This is a genomic window from Cetobacterium sp. (genome assembly GCF_051658645.1).
Classification (GTDB): domain Bacteria; phylum Fusobacteriota; class Fusobacteriia; order Fusobacteriales; family Fusobacteriaceae; genus Cetobacterium_A.
Genome location: NZ_JBOFMZ010000030.1, coordinates 45065 through 62631 on the forward strand (window position 1 = coordinate 45065; position 17567 = coordinate 62631).

20 protein-coding genes and 3 tRNA genes are annotated in these 17567 nt (G+C 29.2%); 17 read left to right on the forward strand and 6 right to left on the reverse strand.

Annotated features, from left to right (window positions below):
* Positions 1–3 precede the first annotated feature (3 nt).
* From ACRCZX_RS02395 to hrcA, 6 genes are all read right to left on the reverse strand, one after another.
* Positions 4–1035, reverse strand: coding sequence for an N-acetylmuramoyl-L-alanine amidase (locus tag ACRCZX_RS02395; protein ID WP_438581347.1), 1032 nt, complete (start codon positions 1033–1035; stop codon positions 4–6).
* Positions 1036–1107: 72 nt separating this feature from the next.
* Positions 1108–1380 carry a preprotein translocase subunit YajC gene (yajC, locus tag ACRCZX_RS02400; RefSeq protein WP_438581348.1) on the reverse strand — a complete coding sequence of 91 codons (273 nt, stop codon included), beginning with the start codon at positions 1378–1380 and terminating at the stop codon, positions 1108–1110.
* Positions 1381–1453: 73 nt separating this feature from the next.
* Entirely contained in the window at positions 1454–2611 is a 1158-nt protein-coding gene (gene dnaJ / locus ACRCZX_RS02405; protein ID WP_438581349.1) for a molecular chaperone DnaJ, read from the reverse strand.
* Positions 2612–2689: 78 nt separating this feature from the next.
* Complete coding sequence (gene dnaK / locus ACRCZX_RS02410) at positions 2690–4501, reverse strand: molecular chaperone DnaK (protein WP_438581350.1); 1812 nt, start codon at positions 4499–4501, stop codon at positions 2690–2692.
* Positions 4502–4537: 36 nt separating this feature from the next.
* Positions 4538–5071 carry a nucleotide exchange factor GrpE gene (grpE, locus tag ACRCZX_RS02415; protein WP_438581351.1) on the reverse strand — a complete coding sequence of 178 codons (534 nt, stop codon included), beginning with the start codon at positions 5069–5071 and terminating at the stop codon, positions 4538–4540.
* Entirely contained in the window at positions 5061–6056 is a 996-nt protein-coding gene (hrcA, locus tag ACRCZX_RS02420; RefSeq protein ID WP_438581352.1) for a heat-inducible transcriptional repressor HrcA, read from the reverse strand. Before hrcA ends, grpE begins: the two co-directional genes overlap by 11 nt.
* Positions 6057–6237: 181 nt before the next feature.
* On the opposite strand from hrcA, the gene ptsP reads away from it, so the two are divergent.
* The 17 genes from ptsP to ACRCZX_RS02505 form a co-directional block, all read left to right on the forward strand.
* Positions 6238–7995, forward strand: a complete 1758-nt coding sequence (gene ptsP / locus ACRCZX_RS02425; protein WP_438581353.1) for a phosphoenolpyruvate--protein phosphotransferase — start codon at positions 6238–6240, stop codon at positions 7993–7995.
* Positions 7992–8261, forward strand: a complete 270-nt coding sequence (locus ACRCZX_RS02430) for an HPr family phosphocarrier protein (RefSeq protein WP_438581354.1) — start codon at positions 7992–7994, stop codon at positions 8259–8261. Before ptsP ends, ACRCZX_RS02430 begins: the two co-directional genes overlap by 4 nt.
* A 3-nt stretch (positions 8262–8264) precedes the next feature.
* Positions 8265–9137, forward strand: a complete 873-nt coding sequence (ispH, locus tag ACRCZX_RS02435; protein ID WP_438581355.1) for a 4-hydroxy-3-methylbut-2-enyl diphosphate reductase — start codon at positions 8265–8267, stop codon at positions 9135–9137.
* Positions 9124–10746, forward strand: a complete 1623-nt coding sequence (locus ACRCZX_RS02440) for a S1 RNA-binding domain-containing protein (protein ID WP_438581356.1) — start codon at positions 9124–9126, stop codon at positions 10744–10746. The genes ispH and ACRCZX_RS02440 overlap by 14 nt, the downstream gene beginning before the upstream one ends.
* A 256-nt stretch (positions 10747–11002) precedes the next feature.
* Positions 11003–11515, forward strand: coding sequence for a translation initiation factor IF-3 (infC, locus tag ACRCZX_RS02445; RefSeq protein ID WP_438581357.1), 513 nt, complete (start codon positions 11003–11005; stop codon positions 11513–11515).
* Between the two features lie 27 nt (positions 11516–11542).
* Positions 11543–11749 carry a 50S ribosomal protein L35 gene (rpmI, locus tag ACRCZX_RS02450; protein WP_438581358.1) on the forward strand — a complete coding sequence of 69 codons (207 nt, stop codon included), beginning with the start codon at positions 11543–11545 and terminating at the stop codon, positions 11747–11749.
* A 51-nt stretch (positions 11750–11800) separates the two neighbouring features.
* A complete protein-coding gene (gene rplT / locus ACRCZX_RS02455) occupies positions 11801–12151 on the forward strand; it encodes a 50S ribosomal protein L20 (RefSeq protein WP_438581359.1) in 351 nt (116 codons plus the stop codon).
* Between the two features lie 123 nt (positions 12152–12274).
* Complete coding sequence (locus ACRCZX_RS02460; RefSeq protein ID WP_438581360.1) at positions 12275–12832, forward strand: tetratricopeptide repeat protein; 558 nt, start codon at positions 12275–12277, stop codon at positions 12830–12832.
* Positions 12833–12888: 56 nt separating this feature from the next.
* Positions 12889–13416, forward strand: a complete 528-nt coding sequence (locus ACRCZX_RS02465) for a DnaJ domain-containing protein (protein WP_438581361.1) — start codon at positions 12889–12891, stop codon at positions 13414–13416.
* A 66-nt stretch (positions 13417–13482) separates the two neighbouring features.
* Positions 13483–14829 carry a bifunctional UDP-N-acetylglucosamine diphosphorylase/glucosamine-1-phosphate N-acetyltransferase GlmU gene (gene glmU / locus ACRCZX_RS02470; RefSeq protein WP_438581362.1) on the forward strand — a complete coding sequence of 449 codons (1347 nt, stop codon included), beginning with the start codon at positions 13483–13485 and terminating at the stop codon, positions 14827–14829.
* Positions 14830–14834: 5 nt separating this feature from the next.
* Positions 14835–15785 carry a ribose-phosphate diphosphokinase gene (locus ACRCZX_RS02475; RefSeq protein WP_438581363.1) on the forward strand — a complete coding sequence of 317 codons (951 nt, stop codon included), beginning with the start codon at positions 14835–14837 and terminating at the stop codon, positions 15783–15785.
* A gap of 94 nt (positions 15786–15879) precedes the next feature.
* Positions 15880–16515: an L-threonylcarbamoyladenylate synthase gene (locus ACRCZX_RS02480; protein WP_438581364.1), complete on the forward strand. Its 636-nt coding sequence runs from the start codon at positions 15880–15882 to the stop codon at positions 16513–16515.
* A 15-nt stretch (positions 16516–16530) separates the two neighbouring features.
* Complete coding sequence (locus tag ACRCZX_RS02485) at positions 16531–16962, forward strand: hypothetical protein (protein ID WP_438581365.1); 432 nt, start codon at positions 16531–16533, stop codon at positions 16960–16962.
* 108 nt (positions 16963–17070) lie between these two features.
* Positions 17071–17146 (forward strand) — tRNA-Thr (locus ACRCZX_RS02490).
* Positions 17147–17150: 4 nt separating this feature from the next.
* Positions 17151–17225: transfer RNA gene (locus tag ACRCZX_RS02495), tRNA-Glu, on the forward strand.
* A gap of 18 nt (positions 17226–17243) precedes the next feature.
* A tRNA-Tyr gene (locus ACRCZX_RS02500) sits at positions 17244–17328 on the forward strand.
* 116 nt (positions 17329–17444) lie between these two features.
* A partial coding sequence (locus tag ACRCZX_RS02505) for a GTP-binding protein (protein WP_438580924.1) occupies positions 17445–17567 on the forward strand: 123 nt, incomplete at its 3' end.

A 17567-nucleotide genomic window follows, 5' to 3' on the forward strand; every position in this document is an offset into this window, starting at 1 on the left:
CTCCTAATAAAAAAATGCTCTAATTTTACTTGCTAATTCATCTGCCATAATATTTTGGTTAGCTTCTTTAGAGAGTTTAGCAACATCAGATTGATTTGTTATAAAACCTAATTCTACTAGAATTCCAGGTCCATTAAAACCTCTAAGTACAGCAAAATTAGCACCATAGATACCCCTATCTCTCATCTTTAAACGATTAGCCATAGATGTATTTAATGGTTTAGCAACAGTAATAGATTTCTCCATATTTTTATTGTATGATAACTCACCCATTATCTGAGCAATACTGCCAGTTTTTTCTCCATATTTTTCACCAAAACTATTTTCATAAGAAGCTATTTTTTCAGCATAAGGAGAAGATTTTTTTGAAAAATAGAAAATTTCCATTCCTTGTGCAGTGGCATTTTTAGAAGCATTTAAATGCAAACTAATAAACAAATCAGCTTTATTTTTATTTGCAATACGACTTCTTTCAGATAATTTAATAAAAGTATCGCTACTTCTTGTCATTACAATATTAAAATCTTTGGATAATTTAGACTGAAGCTTTTTAGCAACAGCCAATGCTATATCTTTTTCTTGATATTTTTTAAATCCAATAGCTCCAGGATCTTTACCGCCATGCCCAGCATCGATAGTAATTGTAAATTCTTTTTTAGATGAAATTGTAGGTTTTAAATCAACTACAATTCGATAAGGTTTACTTAGAGAGTAAACTTTATGCCCAGCGCCTTTTTTGAGTTTTATAAAAAATCCAACATTAGAACCATAATCGATAAAATCTATTTTTTCAATACTTTTTCCAATAAATTTAGAAGGGTTAAACTTAGAGCCCATTTTAACTTTTTCAACCTCTAAGAAAAGTAATCTATTGTATTCATCATAGTTACTATTAAACTTAGGTTTAGTAGTAGCTGAAATATCAAAAACTAGTTGAGGTGGATTATTATTCATTCGAACTTTTTGGATAGTACTGTTAGCAAAAATAGTTAGAGAAAAAAAACAAAACATAAAAAAAATAAAATATTTTTTCATAATTACTCTCCATCAATTTATAATAATAAAAGAGGATGGAAAAGTTATCCATCCTATCTTTTGTAAATATTTTTATTTTAAAACTCTTGTTACAGAACTTCTAAGTACTTGAACATTAACACCTTTATCAATTCTGATAGTTAAAAATTCAGAACCCATATTAGAAACAGTGCCTTTAATACCACCAGAAGTAATAACTTCAGCACCTTCTTTTAGAGAATTTAGCATCTCTTGATGTTTCTTTTGTTTCTTTTTGTTTGGTAAAATAAGTAGAAAATAGAATACAGCTGCCCAAATAGCAAATGTAATAGCCATTCCACCATATTTAGAGAATAGTTCATTCATATTATTAAAGCCCCCTTAGATAATATTGTTATAAGATAAGTATACCACAAGGATATGCTCTTTTCAATAAAATTTAAGAGAAGAAGTTTTTTAGTTTATCAAAGAAATTTTTATTATCTTTGTGATTTTTGTCTTTTAAACTATCTTCGAACTTTTTTAATAGTTCTTGTTGCTCTAAATTTAAATTGATAGGAACTTCAATTTTAATTCTAACTATTTGGTCTCCTGTATAAGGACTTCTAGGATTTTTAATACCTTCACCCTTCATTCTAAATAGTTTTTCATTTTGAGTTCCAGCAGGAATTTTAATAGTTTTCTTTCCGTTAAGTGTAGGAATTTCAATTTCTCCACCAAGAGTTGCTTTAGCAAAAGTAACAGGAACATCACAAACTATATCAACGCCATTTCTTTCAAAGAAAGGATGAGATTTAACTGAAATGTAAACATAAAGGTCTCCATTTGGTCCACCTTCTGTACTTGCATTACCCATTCCAGAAAGTCTTAATTTTTGACCTTCATCAATACCAGCAGGAATTTTGATAGTTTTTTCAACAGTTTCATTATCAATACCAGTACCATGACATTTTTTACATTTTTTTTCAGGAACATTTCCTTTACCATGACAAGAATTACATTCTTGAGCTGTTTGGAAATTACCAAAAACTGTTCTTTGCGTTACATGAATAGTACCACTACCATTACATTTTGAACATTTATTCATTTTAGAATCTTTTTCAGCACCTGTTCCATTACAACTGTTGCAACTACCAGTTCTTTTATATTTCAATGTTTTGTCTACACCTTTAGCAGCTTCTTCTAAAGTTAACTCAAGATTGTATCTTAAATCTTCTCCAGGTTCAGGACCTCTTTGACGAGAACCACCACCGAATCCACCTCCGCCACCGAAGAATGAACCGAAAATATCTCCTAAATCTTCAAAACCACCACCGAACCCAGCACCACCACCGAATCCAGAACCACCACCACCGTTTTCAAAAGCTGAATGTCCAAATCTGTCGTATTGAGCTCTTTTATTTTCATCTGAAAGAACTTGATAAGCTTCATTTATTTCTTTGAATCTATCTTCTGCTACAGTTTTTTCAGAATCACTAGCACCACTAAATTTATCAGGGTGATATTTCATAGCAGCTTTTCTGTATGCTTTTTTTATCTCGACATCAGAAGCGCCTTTAGCTACCTCTAAAATATCATAAAAGTCTTTTTTAGCCATTTAAAAAAATCCTCCGTTTCTTAAAATAAGGGATAGAGTAGCTCTATCCCTTAATAAAGTATATATTAATTAGTAATATTAGTCAACTATCTCAGCGTCAGCAACATCATCTTTAGCTTTATTTTCAGGATTAGCAGTACCTTGTTGGTTTGCTTGAGCATCCTTATAGATTTCTTCAGCTAATTTATGAGCAGCTCCAGATAATTTTTCAATAGCAGCATCAAGAGCTTCTTTATCTCCATTATCTTTAATAGCTTTTAGTTCTTCAATAGCGTCTTCAATAGCTTTCTTTTCATCTTCAGTTACTTTTTCAGCATAATCTTTTACTGATTTTTCAGTAGAAGCAATTAACATATCAGCTTTATTTCTAGTTTCAACTAACTCTTTAAACTTTTTATCCTCAGCTTCATTAGCTTCAGCATCTTTTTTCATTCTTTCAATTTCATCAGCAGATAGGTTTGTAGAACCAGAGATTGTAACATTACTGATTTTTCCAGTTCCTAAATCTTTTGCTGAAACATGAACAATTCCATTAGCATCAATATCAAAAGTAACTTCGATTTGAGGAACTCCTCTTGGCGCTGCAGGGATTCCGTCAAGATTGAATTCTCCTAACTTATGGTTATCAACAGCTTTAGCTCTTTCACCTTGTAATACATTTATAGTAACAGCTGGTTGATTATCAACAGCTGTTGAGAATACTTGAGATTTTTTTACTGGTATAGTAGTGTTTCTTTCAATTATCTTAGTGAATACTCCACCTAAAGTTTCGATTCCTAAAGATAATGGAGTTACGTCAAGAAGTAAAACATCTTTAACATCTCCCATTAAAACTCCACCTTGTATAGCAGCACCTTCAGCAACAACCTCATCAGGATTTATTCCTTTGTTTGGTTTTTTACCGAAGTAAGATTCAACCCATTCTTGAACAGCAGGAATTCTTGTAGATCCTCCAACTAATAAAATCTCATCGATATCTGATGGATTTAATCCAGCAGCTTTCAGAGCATCTTTTGTAGGAACTTGAGTAGCTTCAACTAATTCTCTAGTTAAATCATTAAATTTAGCTCTAGTTAATTTTAAATCTAAATGCTTAGGTCCAGTAGCATCCATAGTTATGAATGGTAAAGAGATGTGAGCTTCTGTTAATGTAGAAAGTTCTTTCTTAGCTTTTTCTGCAGCATCTTTAAGTCTTTGGTAAGCCATTTTATCATTAGCTAAATCAATTCCACTTTCTTTTCTAAATTCTTCAGTTAAGTATTTAATTACTACATCATCAAAATTATCTCCACCAAGATGATTATTACCAGAAGTTGAAATAACTTCAATTACACCATCAGCAATTTCAAGAATAGAAACATCAAATGTTCCTCCACCAAGATCAAATACTAGTACTCTTTCCTCTTGTCCAGCTTTTTCTAATCCGTAAGCAAGAGCAGCAGCAGTTGGTTCGTTTATGATTCTTTTTACATTTAAACCAGCAATAACACCAGCATCTTTTGTAGCTTGTCTTTGAGCATCTGTAAAGTAAGCAGGAACAGTTATTACAGCTTCAGTAACAGTTTCTCCTAAGTATGCTTCAGCATCAGATTTTAATTTCTTTAAAATCATAGCAGAAATTTCTTGAGGAGTGTACTTTTTACCGAAAACATCTACTTTATAATCTGTTCCCATATGAGTTTTGATAGATGAAATAGTTGATGTAGGATTTGTAATTGCTTGTCTTTTTGCAATTTCTCCAACAATAATTTCACCATTTTCTTTTATACTTACAACAGATGGAGTTGTTCTAGCTCCCTCTACGTTAGAGATTACAGTAGTAGATCCCCCTTCCATTATTGATACACATGAATTAGTAGTTCCTAAGTCAATTCCTATAATTTTTGCCATTAAAAAAACCTCCTAAATATATCTAAATTTTTAAATTTATTTTTTACAAACTTTAACCATTGAGGGTCTAATAACTTTACCCTTCATTTTGTAACCTTTTTGAAATTCAGAAATGATATCATCACTATTAAAATCTGCTGAATCTTCTGCAGCAACAGCCATATGTAAATGAGGATCAAAAGCTGTGTTTTCAGTTTCAATAGCTTCAACACCTTCACTTGCAATAGTGCTCTTCATTTGAGAAAGAGTTAATTCAACACCTTTAACAAGAGAATCAAAATCTTTTGATTCAGAAGAAGCAGAAATTGCTCTTTCTAGATTGTCAATTATATCTAAAACTTTTACTATTATTTTTTCAGAAGCAAAAGATTTTAAATCTTCAAATTCTTTTTCTTTTCTTTTTGTGAAGTTTTGGAATTCTGCTTGCTTTCTTAAATAAGAATTTTTCCAGTCATCAACTTCAGATTTTAATTTTAAAGTTTCTTGTTCTTGAGAAATAGTTTCTTCAGTTGTTTCAGTATTTTCAACTGTTTCATTAATTATTTCTTCATTCATATCTTTATCTGTCATTACTATCTCCTTCATTATTTATTTCTTTTATAACTTTATCAACTTCTTTTGTAACATGTTGTATAAGTCCCATTGTTTTTGAATAAGACATTCTTTTTGGACCCATAACACCAATTATTCCAGGAGAATTATCCATATTATAAACAGAATAAACAAAACTATAATCTTCTAATCCTTTTACAGCGAGTTCCTCGCCGAAAATAACATTTACTTCACCTTCTTTGAAAGTTTTAAATTTAATCGCATCTTCAAAGAGTTCTTTTATTTTTTTACGCTTTGAAAAAATATCTAAAACATCACTAATCTCATTAACTTGTTTGTTTTTGAATATTTCAGAAGAGTTTTCCCAAAAGAGTTTTCCTTCAACTTCTCCAGAAACAAAATCAATTATTTTTTCAATTTCGTGGGATTCAATTAGATGATTTTTAATTTCGTAGTTAATTTTTTGTGAAAGAGTTACAAGCTGCTCTTCGCTACACATTTCATCAAAGAAAATCTTTTTTGTTCGAACACTTTTGTTTTCCATAACAATTACAGCCATGGCCATATAATCATCAATATGAACGAGTTCAACTTTTTTAATTTTTTCTTTTCTTTGTGTAGGCTCAATCACTATTCCAACATAATTAGTTAGTTTAGATAATAGAGTTGAAGTTTTTCTTAGAACAGAATCGAGTTCTCTCATTTTAATTTCATAGACAGAATTTATTCTAGCTTGTTCTTCTCTTGAAATTTTTTCAATTTTTAAAAGTTCTTCTAGATAAAATTTGTATCCTTTATCTGTAGGGATTCTACCAGAAGATGTGTGGGTTTTGATTACAAATCCCATGTCTTCTAAATCGGACATCACATTTCTTATTGTTGCAGAAGATAGGTCTATATTATACTTTTTTACAAGAGCTCTAGAACCAATAGTATCTCCAGAAAGAAGATAAAAATCTATAATAGCTCCGAGAACAAGTTTTTCTCTATCACTGACAACCATATAATCACCCTTTTTAACTTTTGTTAGCACTCGCATCATTAGAGTGCTAACCTTGAAATAAATATAATACAAATTAAAACAAAAGTCAATATTTTTTTTAAAATTATGAAATAATAGTTTAAAAATTAGTAAAAATACGGTATAATTTTTTTAGTGATTTAAAAATAAAGGGGGTAACGAAATGGGAGTTGTCATAGGGAAAAGTATTTTCCCAGGAATAATTATCGGGAAACCTTATATAGAGAAAAAAAAGAAAATTGATATTGAAAATTATAGAATATCTTTAGAAAAAATAGATGAAGAAATTGAAAGGTTTTTAGAAGCTGTTCAAAAAGCTAAAAATGATATAAAACAAATTAAAAACAATTTAGAAGGAAAAATAAATAAAGAGGATCTTCAAATTTTAACAGTTCATATTATGATGTTAGATGATCCACAATTTATTACAGATATAAAAAAAGGTATTAAGAAAGATCAAAGTAATGCAGAATCGATTGTAAGAAAAGTTTCAAATAAATATATAGAAATGTTTGAGAAAATTGCGGATCCAATATATAAGCAAAGAGCGCTAGATATAAAAGATATAAGTGAAAGAATTATAATGAATTTAACTTCAGAAGAAGAAGTGGATTTAAATCTGAATGGTAGAATTTTAGTTATTAGAGAGCTCCTTCCATCTGAACTTTTGAAACTTTATTATAGTGGAATAAAGTTAAGTGGAATAATAATGGAGTATATGGGAGAGACATCTCATACAGCAATTTTAGCTAAAGCCTTAGAAATACCAACGTTGATGGGTGGGAATGATTTGTTTTCTGTAGATTGGGGAGATCAAATTATATTAGATACAACATCTATGGAAGGAAAGGTTATAACAAATCCTGATATTAAAACGTTAAATAGGTATGATGAGGAAAAAAATAAATATAGAAAGAAAATAAAAGAGATAGATGAATCTATTAATAAAGAAACAGTAACTCTTGATAACGAAAGAATATTTTTACATTTAAATATAGGTGGTAGATTAGATATAACTCAAGTTAGTAAAAAAAATCCTGATGGAATAGGACTTTTGAGAACAGAGTTAATTTACATGGATGCAATAGAGTTTCCAGATGAAGAAAAGCAAAGAAAAATATATGAAAATATAGCAAAAGAATTTGAAGAATCTCAATCTAAAAAACCAATAGTAATAAGAACATTAGATATAGGAGCAGATAAAAAATTATCTTATTATAAAATGGTAGATGAAGAAAACCCATCTTTAGGTTGTAGAGGAATGAGATTAACACTTTCAAATAAAGGACTTTTTAAAAATCAAATTAAAGGAATATTAAGAGCAGCAAAGAATCATAATATAAAAATGATGTATCCAATGATAACTAATTTAAAAGAAATTAGAGAAGCTAAAGAATTAGTTGAAGAATGTAAAAAAGAGCTACTTGAAGAAAAAAAAGAATTTAAGCACGATATAGAGATAGGAATGATGGTAGAGGTTCCATCAAATGTATTATTAGCAGAAATTTTTGCTGATTATGTCGACTTTTTCTCTATAGGTACTAATGATTTGACTCAATATATATTAGCAACGGATAGATATAGTCCAATAGCTGAAAAGTTATATGACTGTTATGACCCAGCTGTTATAAGAGCAATAAACCTAGTTGCACAAGCAGGAATTCAAAAAAATAAAAAAGTTTCTGTTTGTGGAGAAATGGCTGGAGAAAATCAAGCTGTTATAGCACTATTAAGTTTAGGAATAAGAGATTTAAGTATGGCACCAGCATATATACCCAAAGTTAGAAATCTTATTAGAAAAATTAATATTTCAGAGTTAAGTGAAATTAAAATTGCTTTATTAAATGCAAGTGATTCAGCAGAAGTAAAAATGATATTAAATGAGTATTTAAATAGAGTTGAAGGGAGAGGTAAATTATGAAAAAAGTAGAAGTTACAATAAAAAATAAAGCGGGTTTACATGCACGACCATCTTCTTTATTTGTTCAAGCAGCCAGTAAATATGATTCTGATATAAATGTAATCTTTGAAGATGAAATTATAAATGGAAAAAGTATAATGGGTTTAATGCTTTTAGCAGCAGAGCAAGGAAGAATATTAACTTTAGAGTGTGATGGAGAAGATGAAGACGCAATGATTCAAGAATTAGTAGAGTTAGTTGAAGTTAAGAAGTTTAACGAGGAGTAAATCGTGGAGATAATAAGAGCTGAAAAGATGGGCTTTTGTTTTGGTGTTAAAAAAGCAGTTGAAGCTTGTTATGAACTATCTAAAGAAAAAGAAATCAGAAAATTTATTTTAGGTATGGTAGTTCATAATAAAGATGTAGTAAAAGAAATGGAAAGAATAGGATTTATAATAATAAATGAAGAAGATATTTTATCTGGAAAAGATCCACTTGAAAAAGGGGATAGTATTATTATTAGAGCTCATGGAACAACAAATAAAGTAATAGAATTGTTGAAATTGAAAGAAGTAGTAATTATTGATGCAACATGTATTTTTGTGGATAAAATAAAAGAAATTTTAATAGAGAGAGAATCTTTAGGTGATGAAATAATTTTTATTGGAGATAAAGAGCATCCAGAAGTAAAAGGTATAGTATCTTTTGGAAGAAAAATAAACATTTTTAAAAGTTTAAGTGAATTAAAAGAAAACTCTTTGGATCTTAGTAAAAAATATTCAGTACTAACTCAAACAACTTTAAATAAAAGAAAATTTGTAGAGATAAAAGAATATTTACAAAAATACTATCCAAATGCAAAGATATTTGATAGGATATGTGGAGCGACAAGTGAAAGACAAGAAGCTACTAGAAAGCTTTCTAGAGCATGTGATATAGTTATTGTAATAGGAGATTTAAAAAGCTCAAACAGTAAAAAACTTCTAGAGGTAGCTATAGCTGAGAATCCAAAAAGTTACTTGGTTCAAAATGATACTGAATTGGATTTGTCTATATTTTCTGAAAATATGAAAATTGGAATAACAGCAGGCGCATCAACTCCAGAAAATATCATAAAAAAAATAGAAAATAAAATAAGGGGGAACTTTAATGTCAAACTTTGATTACAATGAAGATTTTGAAGCGTTACTAAACGAATATATGCCAGTAAAAGAGGATGAGGAAATAAAAAGTAAAGTAACTGGAATTATAGTAAGTAAGGATAGAAATTTTTCATATCTAGAAGTAGCAGGAGAGCCTAAGGCTGTAAGAGTAAGAACAGAGGAATTAGAAGGATATTCATTAGGAGATGAAATTGAAGTTCTTGTAATAGCGCAAGCAGAAGAAGATGATTCTATGATTCTGATAGCTTCAAAAAGAAGAGTAGATCAAGAAGCTGGAGCAAAAAAATTACAAATTGCATTTGAAAATAATGAAATTGTATCTGGAAAAGTAGTAAGAAGAGTTAACGGTGGTTACATAGTTGAAATGTTCTCACAACAAGGTTTTTTACCAAATTCATTATCAGAAATTCCTTTTGATAAAGGAGACTCTTTTGTAGGTAAAGAGTTAAATGTAACTATAAAAGAAATAAAAGAAGATAAAAAAGGAAAGAAAATTCTTGTTTCAAGAAGAGAACTTGTAGCTAAAAAAGAGATAGAAGCAATTGAAAAATTAGTTTTAAATACAGTTGTTGAAGCTATAGTTTTAGAAGTTCTAGCGTTTGGACTAACAGTTAAATTAGGAGATTTAAAAGGGTTTATTCATATCTCTGAAATAGATTGGAAAAAAACTGCAGATTTACAAAAGTTATATAAATCTGGAGATGTAATTGAAGCTAAAATTATTGAAATTGAAAAAGATAAAAGAAATATTAAGTTATCAATAAAAGCTTTGAAGCAAAATCCTTGGGAAGTAATTGCTCAGAATAATGCAGTAGGTTCAGAAGTAACAGGGAAAGTGACAAGAATAACTAACTATGGAGCTTTTGTTGAATTAACACCAGGAGTTGAAGGATTAATACATAGTTCTGATTTCTCATGGACAAGTAATAAAGTTAATATAAATAATTTTGTTAAAATTGGAGACGAAGTAAAAGCCGTTATTAATGAATTGAAACCAGAAGAGAGAAAATTAAAGTTAAGTATAAAAGAGTTGAGTGTAAATCCTTGGAAAGATGGAGCAACTAGATTTGCAATTGGTTCAGTTTTAGAAGGAGTAGTAGTTGAAGTTAAGCCTTTTGGAATTTTTGTACAGATAGAAGAGGGAGTAGATGGATTTATTCATAATTCAGATTTTGTATGGGCAGGAAATAAGAGATATTCTAAAGGAGACAAAGTTGAATTTAAAGTATCTGAATTAAATTTAGAAAGTCAGAAAATTAAAGGAAGTATAAAATCTTTAACAAAAAGTCCATGGGAAGTAGCTTTAGCGAACTACAAAGTAGGAGATAAAGTAGAAAAAGAAATAAAAAATATTCAAGAATTTGGAATGTTTGTTAAATTAGAAGATGGAGTAGATGGATTTATCCCAACTCAATTAGCATCTAGAGATTTTGTAAAAAACTTAAAAGATACTTTTAAAGTAGGGCAATTAATTTCAGCTGAAATAGTTGAAATCGATTCTGAAAAAAAGAGAATAAAACTTTCTGCTAAAAAAATAGAGCTAGAAAATGAGAAAAATGAGAATGAAGAATTATTAGAAAAATATGGGACTTCTTCTAGCGAAAGATAAAATTAAGTAGTCCTCTTAATTTAAGAGGACTACTTAAAATAATTTCAAATTTAAAGTTGACTTTTTTAATAATTATGTTATAATTATTAAAGACAATTAATAAGATTTATCAAGAAGAAACTTCCTGTTTCTCACCTTATGGAGCTTTATATTCATAAAGGTATCTAAATTTTTATTTAAGGGGATCCTTAATAATTATTTGAGTTTAACAGGAAATTTACGTCCTGTTTTTTTTTATTTGATAGTTAATTAGGAGGTGTCTATTATTTCAGACAAAGTTAGAATTAATGAAAAAATAAGAGGTAGAGAATTAAGAATTATCTCTGAAACTGGAGAACAATTAGGTATAATGTCAGCATCTGAAGCGTTAGAATTAGCAGCAGAGAAAGAACTTGATTTAGTTGAAATATCTCCAAATGCAGCTCCACCAGTATGTAAAGTTATGGATTATGGAAAATTCAAATACGAGCAAACTAGAAAAGCTAAAGAAGCTAAGAAAAATCAAAAGCAGGTTATTCTTAAAGAAGTTAAATTTAGAGCTAGAATAGACCAACATGATATGGATACAAAAATAAGTCATGTTACTAAATTCTTAGAAAAAGATAATAAAGTAAAAATAACTCTTGTTCAGTATGGTAGAGAAAGAATGTACGCTGATCAGGGAATTGAAATGTTAAATCATATATCTGAAAGATTCATTGAAATCGCAGACGTTGATAAAAAATATAACGATAAGCAAAAATATTTGATCTTATCACCAAAAAAATAGTGAATATTTGAGAGGAGGAACATTACAATGCCAAAGATGAAAACTCATAGAGGTGCTAAAAAAAGAATTAAGGTTACTGGAACTGGAAAGTTTGTTGTTAAGAAGCCAGGAAAGAGCCATATCTTAACTAAGAAATCAAGAAAAAGAAAGAACAGATTAAAGAAAGATACAGTAATCACTTCAACATTAGTGAAGCACTTAAAAGGATTATTACCATACGGAGTAGGAAGATAATAATTCTTCAGGAATATTATTGTTAAAGAACCAATTTTAGGAGGAAATTAAATGAGAGTTAAGACTGGAATAGTTAGAAGAAAAAGACATAAAAAAGTTTTAAAAGCTGCAAAAGGATTTAGAGGAGCGTCTGGTGACGTTTTCAAGCAAGCTAAACAAGCAGTAATGAGAGCAGAAGCTTTCTCAACAAGAGATAGAAAAGTTAGAAAGAGAAAGATGAGACAATTATGGATCATCAGAATCAACGCTGCTGCAAGAATCAACGGATTAACTTACTCTACTTTAATGAATGGATTAAAGAGAGCAGGAATCGAGTTAGATAGAAAAGTATTAGCTGATATAGCTTTAAACAATGCAGCTGAATTTGCTAAATTAGCAGAAACTGCAAAAGCAGCATTATAATTATAATTAAAAAGAGCATATGCTCTTTTTTTTATTTATTTATTTTAAAAGTTCTTAAATAAAAAGCAAAAATATGATATAATTTCTCGAGAAGTAGTTTTAAAAAACCTAAGGGGGTTTAAAATGCTAAGAAAAAAAATCTTAAAGAGAATAGACATAAGTAAAGAAGAATTATTAAAACAAGAGCAAGAAATTAGATTTGAACTTTTAACAAAAACTAATGATGTTGAAAATTTAGAAAAATTAGGAACAATTCTTTTTTACAAAAGAGATTGTGAAAGTGCTTTAGAAATTTATGAGAAACTTAGAGCTTTAGGAAAAAAAGATAGCGATACAATAGGATTTTTAGGACACTTAAATTATGAGTTAGGAAATTATTCAAAGAGTATAAAATATTTTAATATGTTTTTAGATAAAGAACCAAATGATGCGTTTATATATTTTTTACTCGGAAATGCATACTCTAGAGCAGGAAAGATATTAGAAGCTATAAACAGTTATGATTTTGCAATATTTTTAGATTTAGATATTTATAGTGCTCATTTAGATTTTGCTAAAGAATATGAATTTTTAGGAAGATATAAAAAAGCGTTAAATGAATATATAACTGCTTATGAAATTGATCCTAGAGATAAAAGTATTGAAGAAAAAATAAAAATTTTACAAGATAAACTAAAATAGGGAATAGAATTTCTATTCCCTATTTTATAATATAGTAAAGAATCAAGGAGAAATAAATGATATCAATAGCACTAATTTTGACAGTGGCTATTTTTTTAGTAATAGCACTAATATTTGGGATGAACAAAGCAGTTTCAGCATTACCTATACTTTTCTTTGTAATGTTATTAATTTCATTTTTTGGATTTATAGTAGTTCAGTTCTTCCCAGTAATTGTTGTGTTTTTAGTTATTAGGTACTTTATAAATAAGAAAAATCCTAAAAAAAGAAATTTTTATTACCAATCATATAGTCAAAAAGATTTTGAAGATATGTTTAAAAATCAAGGGAATCAATATGGTGGAAGTTATCAAGGAGGATATCAAAATAATCCTTTTGGAACTTTTGAAGATAAAAGTAAGTATTATAATGTTTTAGGAGTTCAAGAAGGCGTAACGCCAGAAGAACTCAAAAAAGCATATAGAGAATTGGCTAAAAAACATCATCCAGATAGGTATGCAAACGCAACTCAAGAAACTAGAGATATGCATGAAAAAAAGTTTAAAGAAATTAATGAAGCTTATGAAAAACTTCAGCAAAATTAAAAATATTTTTGCAAAATTATTAAATCTTATGATACAATATACAAAGTTGATTAAATGGAGGGTATAATGAGTTTAAAAACATTGATTTTAGCAGCGGGGAAAGGGACTAGAATGAAGTCAGAGCTGCCGAAAGTTCTACATAAAGTTTGTGGAGTACCAATGGTACAAAAGATTGTAGATACGTGTAGTAAAATTGGATCAATTGAGAATATACTTATATTAGGACACAAAAAAGAAGAGGTATTAAAACTATTTCAAAATTCTGAATATGTTGTTCAAAATGAACAATTAGGAACTGGTCACGCTGTAATTCAAGCAAAAGAAAAATTAAAAGGTTTTAATGGAACAGTTATGATTCTTTGTGGGGATACACCTTTGTTAAGAGAAGAAACTTTAAAAAAATTATATAATTATCATAAATCTACAGAAGCTACGACAACAATTTTAACATCAATCTATCAAAATCCGTTTGGATATGGAAGAATTGTAAAAAAGAGTGGAGAAGTTGTAGGTGTAATAGAGGAAAAAGAAGCTACAGACGAAATTAAAGCAATAAAAGAAGTAAATGCAGGAGTTTATTGTTTTGAAGTAAAAGAGTTACTTTCGGCTTTAGAAAAAATAGATAACAAAAATGAAAAAGGAGAATACTATTTAACAGATGTTATTTCAATAAATGTTAAAGCAGGAAAAAAAGTTGAAGCCTTTTTATTAGAAGATAATGATGAAATTTTAGGAATAAACTCTAAAATTGAATTAGAAAAAGCAAACAATATAATGAGAAATAGAATAAATAATCAACATATGGAAAATGGGGTTATTTTTATAGATAAAAATGCAACTTATATAGAAGAGAATGTAAAAATAGGTCAAGACACAATAATATATCCAGGAGTTATATTAGAAGGAAATACAGCAATAGGAGAAAATTGTGAAATTTTAGGAAATACAAGAATAATTGACTGTAAAATTGGAAATAATGTTAGAATTGAAAGTTCAGTCTTAGAAGAAAGTGTTGTAGAAAATAGAGTAACAATAGGCCCTTTCGCACACTTAAGACCGAAATCTCATTTAAAAGAAGAAGTTCATATTGGAAATTTTGTAGAGGTTAAAAAATCGACCTTAGAAAAAGGTGTCAAAGCAGGTCATTTAACATATATTGGAGATGCAACAGTAGGAGAAAAAACTAACATAGGAGCAGGAACAATAACTTGTAACTATGATGGTAAAAATAAATTCAAAACCACAATTGGAAAAAATGCTTTTATAGGAAGTGACACAATGTTGGTAGCTCCTGTTAGTATAGGAGAGAATGCTTTAGTAGGAGCTGGATCTGTGATAACAAAAGATGTTCCTGAAAACGCTTTAGCAGTATCAAGAAGTAAGCAAGTTATAAAATTTGATTGGAGGAAATAGAAAAAATGGAAAAGCCTGGTGTAAAAATTTTTGCTGGAACATCAAATATTGAGTTAGCTCATAAAATAGCAGAAAAGTATGGGACTTCAGTAGGAGAAGTTGAAATTGTTAGATTTAAAGATGGAGAGGTATATGTTTGTATAGGAGAAACAGTAAGAGGTAGAGATGTATTTGTTGTTCAATCTACATCTGAACCAGTAAATGAGAATATAATGGAATTGTTGATATTCATTGACGCTTTAAAAAGAGCTTCAGCTAAATCAATAAACGTTATAATTCCTTATTATGGATATGCTAGACAAGATAGAAAATCTAGACCAAGAGAGCCAATTACATCTAAGTTAGTAGCAAATTTATTAACAACAGCAGGAGCGACAAGAATTCTAACTATGGATTTACATGCAGATCAAATTCAAGGATTCTTTGATATTCCAGTAGATCATATGCAAGCGTTACCATTATTAGCAAAGTCATTTATAGCTAGAGGATTATCAGGAGAAAAAGTAGTTGTAGTGTCTCCAGATATTGGCGGAGTAAAAAGAGCTAGAAAATTAGCTGAATGGTTGGACTGTAAAATTGCAATAATTGATAAAAGAAGACCAAAGCCAAATATGTCAGAAGTAATGAATTTAATTGGAGAAGTAGAAGGTAAAATTGCAATATTTATTGATGATATGATAGATACAGCAGGAACTATAACTAATGGTGCTGATGCAATTATGGCAAGAGGAGCAATAGAAGCTTATGCATGTTGTACTCATGGAGTATTCTCAGATCCAGCTATTGAAAGACTACAAGCTTCTTGTTTAAAAGAAGTTATAATAACAGATTCGATAGCACTTCCAGAATCTAAAAAAATAGATAAAATTAAAATAGTATCTGTAGATATAATTTTAGCAGAAGCAGTAAAAAGAATTGTAAACAACGAATCTGTATCTGTACTATTTGAAAAGTAAAAGCATATATAAAAGCTAGTATTCTACTAGCTTTTTTTATTTTAATGTGTTAAAATTATTTTATAACAGACAAATATAAAAAAAAGGATTTATTATGAAAAGAATTGTATTTAAAGAACACAAAATTGATTTTGAAATTATAAAAAAAACTTTAGAACAAGATGGTATTATTATTTATCCAACAGATACTGTTTATGGAGTTGCAGCAAACATTAATTCGATAGAAGGATTGAAAAAAGTATATTCAGCAAAAGAAAGAAATTATGATTCGCCATTAATAGCTTTACTGAGTAAAGTAGAGTATATAGAGAAAATAGCGGTTGTAACTGAAAATAAAAAAAGTATTATAAAAAAATTAGCAAAAGAGTTTTGGCCAGGTGCTTTGACAATAATTTTAGACAAAAAAGATAATGTTCCAGAAATTATGGTTTCAGGAGGAAAAACTGTAGGAGTTAGAATCCCAGCATTAAAATTAGCCCAAGATATAATTGAATATATAGGGGGAGTACTCCCAACAACAAGTGCAAATATTTCAGGAGAATTGACACCTAGAAGTTATGAAGAGTTAAATGAAAAATTTAAAAGTAGAGTAGATATAATTATTGATGGTGGAAAAACACCTTTAGGAATAGAATCAACGATACTAGATTTAACAAAACCAATTCCTGTTATTATTCGAGAAGGAGCTATAAAAAGAGAAACGATAGAGGGAATTATTGGAAAAATATAAAATTTTGGAGGGAAAATGAAGGCACAAAAATTAAACGCAAACAACATGAATCCTATGCAAATGAATTCTATGTCATCAATGATGGGGATGATGAATTCAATTCAAAAAATAGGAAAAGGAAAAAGAAAATATTCGGTTAGTTTAGATAAAGGTTCAAAAAAATTCTTATCTAAATTTATAGAAGAGATAAAAAAGCAATTCACTGAAAATAATGGAATGCAAAATGTTGTACAATTTTTAGATTATGTTAAAAGTATAGCTGATTCTTCAGATAGAACAGAGTTAAAACTATCTTATGAAGAACAAGAATTTTTAACAAAAACAGTATCAGATGCAGTAAGAGGAATGGATTCTGTAAAATTTAAGTGGTATCAGTTTATAAAAAAATCAATGACAAAAATTATGGTAAAACAATACAGAGAGTTATTGATTCAATTAAAAAAATAATTTTTAAAATATAAAAAAGTAAAGAAATTTACTTTTTTATATTTTATACAATAAAAAAATGTTGACATTTTTAATAACATAGGGTATAATTATAAATGTCTAAAGGACGCCGCTTTAGCTCACCTGGTAGAGCAACTGACTTGTAATCAGTAGGTAATTGGTTCGACTCCGATAAGCGGCACCATGATGCCCCGTTCGTTCAACGGTTAGGACAATAGATTTTCACTCTATAGACAGGGGTTCGATTCCCCTACGGGGTACCAATAAAATTTAATAGGCATGGTGAGGTTCCCGAGCGGCCAAAGGGATCAGACTGTAAATCTGACGGCTCAGCCTTCGAAGGTTCGAATCCTTCTCTCACCACCACTTAACTACACTAACCTGAAACAGTTTGAAGGAGATGTGTGGATTTTTTTTTAGGCGGATTTTTATTACAGATAAGAAGAAACAGGAAAATATAAATATATAGGAGGCAATTTCAAATGGCTAAGGAAAAATTTGAAAGAAGTAAACCACACGTTAACGTTGGAACAATAGGACACGTTGACCACGGAAAAACAACAACAACAGCAGCAATCTCAAAAGTATTATCAGATATGGGATTA

Coding starts and splice junctions, on each gene's coding strand:
- yajC (WP_438581348.1), bottom strand. CDS start 1,380: ATGAATGAACTATTCTCTAAATATGGTGGAATGGCTATTACATTTGCT.
- dnaJ (WP_438581349.1), bottom strand. CDS start 2,611: ATGGCTAAAAAAGACTTTTATGATATTTTAGAGGTAGCTAAAGGCGCT.
- grpE (WP_438581351.1), bottom strand. CDS start 5,071: ATGACAGATAAAGATATGAATGAAGAAATAATTAATGAAACAGTTGAA.
- ptsP (WP_438581353.1), top strand. CDS start 6,238: ATGGGAGTTGTCATAGGGAAAAGTATTTTCCCAGGAATAATTATCGGG.
- ACRCZX_RS02465 (WP_438581361.1), top strand. CDS start 12,889: ATGATATCAATAGCACTAATTTTGACAGTGGCTATTTTTTTAGTAATA.
- ACRCZX_RS02460 (WP_438581360.1), top strand. CDS start 12,275: ATGCTAAGAAAAAAAATCTTAAAGAGAATAGACATAAGTAAAGAAGAA.
- rpmI (WP_438581358.1), top strand. CDS start 11,543: ATGCCAAAGATGAAAACTCATAGAGGTGCTAAAAAAAGAATTAAGGTT.
- dnaK (WP_438581350.1), bottom strand. CDS start 4,501: ATGGCAAAAATTATAGGAATTGACTTAGGAACTACTAATTCATGTGTA.
- hrcA (WP_438581352.1), bottom strand. CDS start 6,056: ATGGTTGTCAGTGATAGAGAAAAACTTGTTCTCGGAGCTATTATAGAT.
- ACRCZX_RS02440 (WP_438581356.1), top strand. CDS start 9,124: ATGTCAAACTTTGATTACAATGAAGATTTTGAAGCGTTACTAAACGAA.
- ACRCZX_RS02395 (WP_438581347.1), bottom strand. CDS start 1,035: ATGAAAAAATATTTTATTTTTTTTATGTTTTGTTTTTTTTCTCTAACT.
- ACRCZX_RS02480 (WP_438581364.1), top strand. CDS start 15,880: ATGAAAAGAATTGTATTTAAAGAACACAAAATTGATTTTGAAATTATA.
- ACRCZX_RS02485 (WP_438581365.1), top strand. CDS start 16,531: ATGAAGGCACAAAAATTAAACGCAAACAACATGAATCCTATGCAAATG.
- rplT (WP_438581359.1), top strand. CDS start 11,801: ATGAGAGTTAAGACTGGAATAGTTAGAAGAAAAAGACATAAAAAAGTT.
- ACRCZX_RS02430 (WP_438581354.1), top strand. CDS start 7,992: ATGAAAAAAGTAGAAGTTACAATAAAAAATAAAGCGGGTTTACATGCA.
- ACRCZX_RS02475 (WP_438581363.1), top strand. CDS start 14,835: ATGGAAAAGCCTGGTGTAAAAATTTTTGCTGGAACATCAAATATTGAG.
- glmU (WP_438581362.1), top strand. CDS start 13,483: ATGAGTTTAAAAACATTGATTTTAGCAGCGGGGAAAGGGACTAGAATG.